Annotated in this window: 10 protein-coding genes and 2 pseudogenes; 1 reads left to right on the top strand and 11 read right to left on the bottom strand. The window is 62.5% G+C overall.

What is annotated here, in order from left to right; all coding sequences use genetic code 11:
- The 4 genes and pseudogenes from AC1DY5_RS39925 to merP all read right to left on the bottom strand — a co-directional run.
- A pseudogene (locus AC1DY5_RS39925) lies at positions 1-248 on the bottom strand (TolC family protein); the annotation flags it as partial.
- Between the two features lie 76 nt (positions 249-324).
- Positions 325-708 carry a hypothetical protein gene (locus AC1DY5_RS39920; protein ID WP_478119981.1) on the bottom strand — a complete coding sequence of 128 codons (384 nt, stop codon included), beginning with the start codon at positions 706-708 and terminating at the stop codon, positions 325-327.
- Positions 709-763: 55 nt separating this feature from the next.
- Entirely contained in the window at positions 764-982 is a 219-nt protein-coding gene (locus AC1DY5_RS39915; protein ID WP_478119980.1) for a GDCCVxC domain-containing (seleno)protein, read from the bottom strand.
- Positions 979-1,266 carry a mercury resistance system periplasmic binding protein MerP gene (gene merP, locus AC1DY5_RS39910; RefSeq protein WP_478119979.1) on the bottom strand — a complete coding sequence of 96 codons (288 nt, stop codon included), beginning with the start codon at positions 1,264-1,266 and terminating at the stop codon, positions 979-981. Before merP ends, AC1DY5_RS39915 begins: the two co-directional genes overlap by 4 nt.
- Positions 1,267-1,424: 158 nt before the next feature.
- On the opposite strand from merP, the gene AC1DY5_RS39905 reads away from it, so the two are divergent.
- Positions 1,425-1,850: a MerR family transcriptional regulator gene (locus AC1DY5_RS39905; RefSeq protein WP_478119978.1), complete on the top strand. Its 426-nt coding sequence runs from the start codon at positions 1,425-1,427 to the stop codon at positions 1,848-1,850.
- Between the two features lie 34 nt (positions 1,851-1,884).
- On the opposite strand, the gene AC1DY5_RS39900 is transcribed toward AC1DY5_RS39905, so the two are convergent.
- The 7 genes and pseudogenes from AC1DY5_RS39900 to AC1DY5_RS39870 form a co-directional block, all read right to left on the bottom strand.
- A complete protein-coding gene (locus AC1DY5_RS39900; RefSeq protein ID WP_478119977.1) occupies positions 1,885-2,316 on the bottom strand; it encodes a universal stress protein in 432 nt (143 codons plus the stop codon).
- 15 nt (positions 2,317-2,331) lie between these two features.
- A complete protein-coding gene (gene arsH / locus AC1DY5_RS39895) occupies positions 2,332-3,066 on the bottom strand; it encodes an arsenical resistance protein ArsH (RefSeq protein WP_478119983.1) in 735 nt (244 codons plus the stop codon).
- Positions 3,047-3,469, bottom strand: a complete 423-nt coding sequence (gene arsC / locus AC1DY5_RS39890) for an arsenate reductase (glutaredoxin) (protein ID WP_478119976.1) — start codon at positions 3,467-3,469, stop codon at positions 3,047-3,049. The genes arsH and arsC overlap by 20 nt, the downstream gene beginning before the upstream one ends.
- Positions 3,466-4,185 (bottom strand): MIP/aquaporin family protein, encoded by a 720-nt coding sequence (locus AC1DY5_RS39885; protein ID WP_478119975.1) that lies wholly within the window; start codon positions 4,183-4,185, stop codon positions 3,466-3,468. The genes arsC and AC1DY5_RS39885 overlap by 4 nt, the downstream gene beginning before the upstream one ends.
- Positions 4,186-4,194: 9 nt before the next feature.
- Positions 4,195-4,689, bottom strand: a complete 495-nt coding sequence (locus tag AC1DY5_RS39880) for an arsenate reductase ArsC (RefSeq protein ID WP_478119974.1) — start codon at positions 4,687-4,689, stop codon at positions 4,195-4,197.
- 3 nt (positions 4,690-4,692) lie between these two features.
- Complete coding sequence (locus AC1DY5_RS39875) at positions 4,693-5,190, bottom strand: arsenate reductase ArsC (RefSeq protein WP_478119982.1); 498 nt, start codon at positions 5,188-5,190, stop codon at positions 4,693-4,695.
- A gap of 9 nt (positions 5,191-5,199) precedes the next feature.
- A pseudogene (locus tag AC1DY5_RS39870) lies at positions 5,200-5,603 on the bottom strand (VOC family protein); the annotation flags it as partial.

Raw genomic sequence — 5,603 nt, 5'->3', positions numbered from 1 at the left:
GTGCTGAAGCGGTCAGCCCCGGTCACTGGCAGGTTTTCGACACCGGCGCGCAGCGTCGGGTCCGGAAGCTGGCCCRCAGCGCTGGCGAGCTCGGACGCGCTCGCTATACCCGCGCGTGCGGCGCGAGCGGATTCGGAACGTTGTACGGCCAAGTCGAGGGCTACCTCGAGGGTCAAGGGTGCCGCGTCTACCAGGTGGGGCAGCAGTGCGGCGGCTAAGGCGGCCGCACGCAGGAATGGGGATTGCATAAAAACTCCGAAGACAAATGAGACAACAGCTGACAAGCGGACAAGCCGCACCAGCGCCGTTCAGTCGACGGAAATTTCAGACTCGAAGTCTGAGCGTGGAGAGGAAGAGTGGGTCAGGCGGAGGTCGCACCTCCGGTGTCGTCGCGACCGGAAACGCGGCAGCGAGCTGTGCTTCGAGCACAAGCGGCACAACCAATACCTGGATGACCGCCGGAAGCGACGGGGTGGCTACCTTGACCTGTTCGTGCGATAGCTTCATGTCGGCAGCATGCTGGTGACAAAGCACGGGCTGTGCCGAATCCATGCCTTCACAGGGTTCGCCGGCAGCCATCATTTGCGCCATCGCTACCGCGTCGGCCGCGCCAGGGCAGACGTAGCTCGCCAACGCCAGCTGCGAGAACAGCAGCGACAGGACCACAGCGAACGCGGTCGTGCTGCGATGGAGGCGACGGAAGAACATGACAGTCGAGAGTGTAGCGTCTTGGCTTCTGCCGCGGAGGGTCGCCAGCATCGGCCTAACGGCAGCAAGAAGAGGCCGGAGCAAGCTGTACGGGCGGACACTTGTTCGTGCCGTACGAGCAGAACACGCAGCAGTCGCCTACCTTTGGGTGCAGGAGCGCCCGACAGCTCTCGCACTCGTAAAACCACTGGCACGCGTCGGTCGGCATCATTTCTTCCTTCACGTGGCCGCACTCGGGACACGTAACAGTCGATTGCAGGACAACTGTGCTCATCGGAGGTGCTTTACGGAAGACGGGAATCCTGCGTCGGACGTAGCCTTCGTCAAGATTGCTGGTGTCGTTCTACTGGGGTCAAAAGTCACTACGGCCTGCTTGCTCGTGAAGTCCACCTTTGCAGAGTCGACGCCCGGCACCCGTTCCAGGGCCTTGCGAACCGTAATCGGGCAGACGGCGCAGTCCATGTTGGCGACGTCGAGCGTTGCCGTGCGGATTCCCGCAGCAAACGTCGATGAAGCTGCAGTCAGAGCAGCCAGAAGGAGCGCGAGAGGTTTGTTCATGGCGGCTTCCTGGACCTGCACAGCAGGCAGACGCTCCAATCGCGGCGGCAGCGCCAGCGAGGACAGAGCCGAGGGTGGCCCAGCGATTTGGCAAGATGGTTTCCTTCCAGGTCAACTGCAGTTAGTCTCTGACCGTACCTGAGTACGGAGTCAATCCCATGATGGAAAAGATGACTATTGGCCGGCTAGCAACCGCAGCCGGCGTCAATGTTGAGACGGTCAGGTACTACCACCGACGCGGCCTTCTGCCGCCGCCGGAGCGCATGTCTGGCAGTATCGGGAGGTATCCGCCCGCCGCGCTCACGCGCCTGTGCTTCATCAAGCGCTCGCAGGCAATCGGATTTTCACTGGACGACGTTCAAGCGCTCTTGTCGCTTGAGGATGGTCAGGCATGTAAGGCAGCGCAGGCAATTGGCGAACGCAAGCTAGCCGACGTACGGCAACGCCTCAAGACCCTATTGGCGCTTGAGACTGCCTTGCAGCAACTGGTCAAACAGTGCACGACATCCAAGCGGAAAGTAAGCTGCCCGCTCATCGACGCCCTGATGAATGCAGAAGGCGCTGAGCCGGGTAGCACCGGTTGACCCCACAGTCGGACGGACTTCAAGTCCCCGTACCTCACGTGGCCCGGCGCTTGACCGGGAGCGATGGCACGAGCATCACCGCACATGGAGCATTGCTAGTCACTTGCTCTTCGAGGGAGCCGGCCAACCGCCTTGCAAGTGCTGAGCGCTCGCAATGGCCAAGCACCACGACGTCTGCATTTAGCTCCCGTGCTTGCAGAACAATTTGCTCCGCCGGCACCCCTTCCGCAAGGTGAACCTCGACTGTGACGCCGGCGCGCGCGGCTGCCGGCTCTAGGCCCCGCAGCATCTGCCACGTGTGGCGGCGCTCCGCTTCCAACTCCACTTGAGGCCGCTTCTGGCGGAGGTCTATGACTGCGAGGGCGTGCAGCGTTGCTTCCAATCCCTGCGCCAAGTCGAAGCTCAGGTTCAACGCATTGGCCGAGCGGGGTGACCCATCGATCGCGACGAGGACATTGCGCAGCATAGGAACCTCTCTTGGCTAGATGGCGCGTTGATTGACCCGTTTAGATAGCTCTTCGGTGCTTTCCTTACGTTCGCTGTATCGGTCTACCAAATAGGGACTGACGTCGCGCGTGAGTAGCGTGAACTTGAAGAGCTCCTCCATCACATCGACGACTCGGTCGTAGTAGCTCGAGGGCTTCATCCGACCGCCTTCGTCGAACTCGAGGAACGCCTTGGCCACGGACGACTGATTCGGGATGGTCAGCATCCGCATCCACCGACCCAGCACTCGCATCTGGTTGACCGCGTTGAAGGACTGCGAACCGCCAGAGACTTCCATGACCGCAAGGGTCTTGCCCTGCGTTGGCCTCACGGCTCCCAAGGCCAGCGGAATCCAGTCAATCTGCGCCTTCATGAGTCCGGTCATTGCGCCATGCCGCTCGGGTGAAGTCCACACCATGCCTTCGGCCCACTCGGCCAGCTTGCGCAGCTCCTGGACCTTGGGGTCTGTGTCCGGAGCACTGTCGGGAAGGGGCAATCCCATCGGATTGAAAACCTTCACCTCGCCACCCATGGCCTCAAGAAGGCGTGCGGCCTCGAGCGTCAGCAACCGGCTGTACGAGCGCTCGCGTAGCGAGCCATAGAGCATCAGAAAGCGCGGTCGATGGAGGGACGGCTCGCGTGCGACGAGACGGTCTGGCGTCGGGACGTCGAACAGTTCCGCGCTGAGCGCCGGGAAGGTGGGCGGGTTCTCAAACACGGCGCACCCCATCGTCGACAACGACCTCTCCATCTTCTTTCGTGAAGGGGGCGACCTTGGGTATCGGAAGGATTTCCAGCACCGCTTCGGACGGTCGGCAGAGCTTTGTGCCCAGCGGCGTCACGACGATGGGCCGATTGATAAGGATGGGATGCGCAAGCATGAAATCGAGCAGCTCGGCATCCGACCACTTGGGGTTGTCGAGCTTCAATTCGGCATAGGGCGTTCCCTTTTGCCGAAGGAGCTCGCGGACGAAAATTCCCATCGCCTCGATGAGGTGCTCCAACTGCGCCCTTGACGGGGGAGTCTTGAGGTACTCGATGACATTGGGTTCCACGCCACCGTGCCGAATCAATGCCAGGGGGTTGCGGGAAGTTCCGCAATCGGGGTTGTGGAAGATGGTGAAGTTGGTCATTGCAATGAGTGGGGGGCAGCGTCACCTTGTTTCTTGGCTTCCCGCGATGAGGGCAGAGGCACCTGAACCGCCGCAGGGCTCAACGCCTTGTGAATGGCTACGCCAATGCCCGCTCCGACGAGTTCGGCGACCACAAAGCCCGGTACGCTGGACGGAGCGATGCCGGCGAAACTGTCGCTGAACATGCGGCCAAATGCAGCCGCGGGGTTGGCAAAGGACGTCGACGCTGTGAACCAGTATGCCGCTCCGATGTAGCACGCCACCATGGCTGCGACACGGCTCGGCGGAGCGCGCAGAATCACCAGTAGCAATCCCGCAGTCGCGACCGCCTCGGCAATCCACTGACCCGTGCCACTGCGAACCTTCGTCGAGAACTGAAAAATGGTGGCGTCGAACATCGCGTGCGCAAGCCAGGCGCCGAGCATTGCGCCAGCCAGCTGGACGACGATGTAGGGCGCCACCAGAGAGCGGGGCATTGCGCCCCGGGCTGCCATGACGAGCGACACGGCCGGATTGAAATGCGCGCCGCTCACGGGTCCGAACACTTCGATGAGAATGTACAGGCCGCCGACCGTGGCCAGTGTGTTGGCCAGCAAGGCGATGGCAACGTTGCCGCCCGCTAGGCGCTCGGCCATGATGCCCGAGCCGATGACCACGGCGAGCAGGAGCGCAGTGCCGAGGGCTTCGGCAAACAGCTTCCGGGAGATGTCGCTCACGTTGCCCACCTAGTTCTTTGAAATGTCTTCGAGGGCCTGCTGCAGTTCGGCGTCACCCATCGCTTCGAGCGGCAACTGCAGGAGCTGCAGCATGCGATAGCCGACGGCTTGGCGTGTGAGTTCGAAGGCCACCCGCTTGCCCTCGTCAACGCCGAGCGCATTGGAGGGGTCCGGGTAACCCCAGTGCATCTGGACCGGGCTTCCCGGCCAGTACGGACATGTCTCCGCCGCCGCGCTATCGCACACCGTGATGACGATTCGCATCTCCGGCGCGTCCGGCCCCGTGAACTCGTCCCAGCTCTTGCTTCGGTAGCCTGCGGTATCGACGCCCGCATTGCCCAGCGCCTCCAACGCGAAGGGATTGAGGCGGCCACTCGGTGCGCTGCCTGCGCTGAATGCTCGGACGTCCTTGCCCAAGGCCTTCGCCCAGTGATTGAGCATGCCTTCGCTCAGCACGCTGCGCGCCGAGTTGTGAGTACAGAGGATGAGAACGTTGGTCGTCATGGCTCAGCGCGTTCCGATGTCCTTGATTTCACGGTGAATGGCCATGGCATCCAGGCGTGCCAGAGGCAGCGAGAGCGTGAGTTCGATGCGGCGCTTGAGCGTGATGGCGGCGTCGCGGAACTGCTGGCGCTTTGCGTCGTCCGTGCCCTCGAACGCTGCCGGGTCCGCAACGCCCCAGTGGGCGGTCATCGGCTGGCCCGGCCACACCGGGCACACCTCGCCTGCTGCCTTGTCGCAGACCGTCAGGACGAAATCCATCTGTGGGGCGTCGGGCTTCTCGAACTCATCCCAGTCCTTACTTCGGAATCCATCCGTAGGGATGTGGAATGACTTGAGTGTCTCCAGCGCAAGTGGGTTCACGGTGCCATTGGGATGACTCCCGGCCGAGTACGCATGGAAGCGCCCTTTGCCAAGGTCGTTCATGAGTCCCTCGGCAAGGATGGAGCGGGCGGAGTTTCCCGTGCAGATGAACARCACGTTGTAGGTTTTGTCAGCCAAGATGGTCTTCCTTCAGCAGCAGGAGGACGAAGGTTTGACGGCCACACCGACAGGCTTGCCGCGAGAGGTGGGGGCGCAGCAGGCGGATGCCTGTGCTTCGGACTGCGGGGCGCCCTCGCCAAACACTGGGATGTTGTCGAGGGTGTGAAACTGTTCCCAGGCGATGCCCTGCGGGTCGGTGACCCAGTGCTTCTCGCTGCGTGCGTAGCAGCAGTTGGTCTCGCCCTGGTCGAGGAGCGCCATGTCTGCGTCTTGGGCACGCGCCTTCAGTTCGGCCAGTTCCTCCGCGTCGTCGGTCTGGAACCCCAGGTGGTCGACCCCCACGGCGTCGCCGCGCGTCGAGAGCGTGGGTCTTCAAGCATCCACTTGGCGTAGTCGGCCTCAACGCGGGTGGGTTCGGCGGCAAAGAGCTTGGA

This window comes from Variovorax sp. P4_D9 (assembly GCF_056401695.1).
This window is presented reverse-complemented; position numbering and strand designations above follow the sequence as displayed.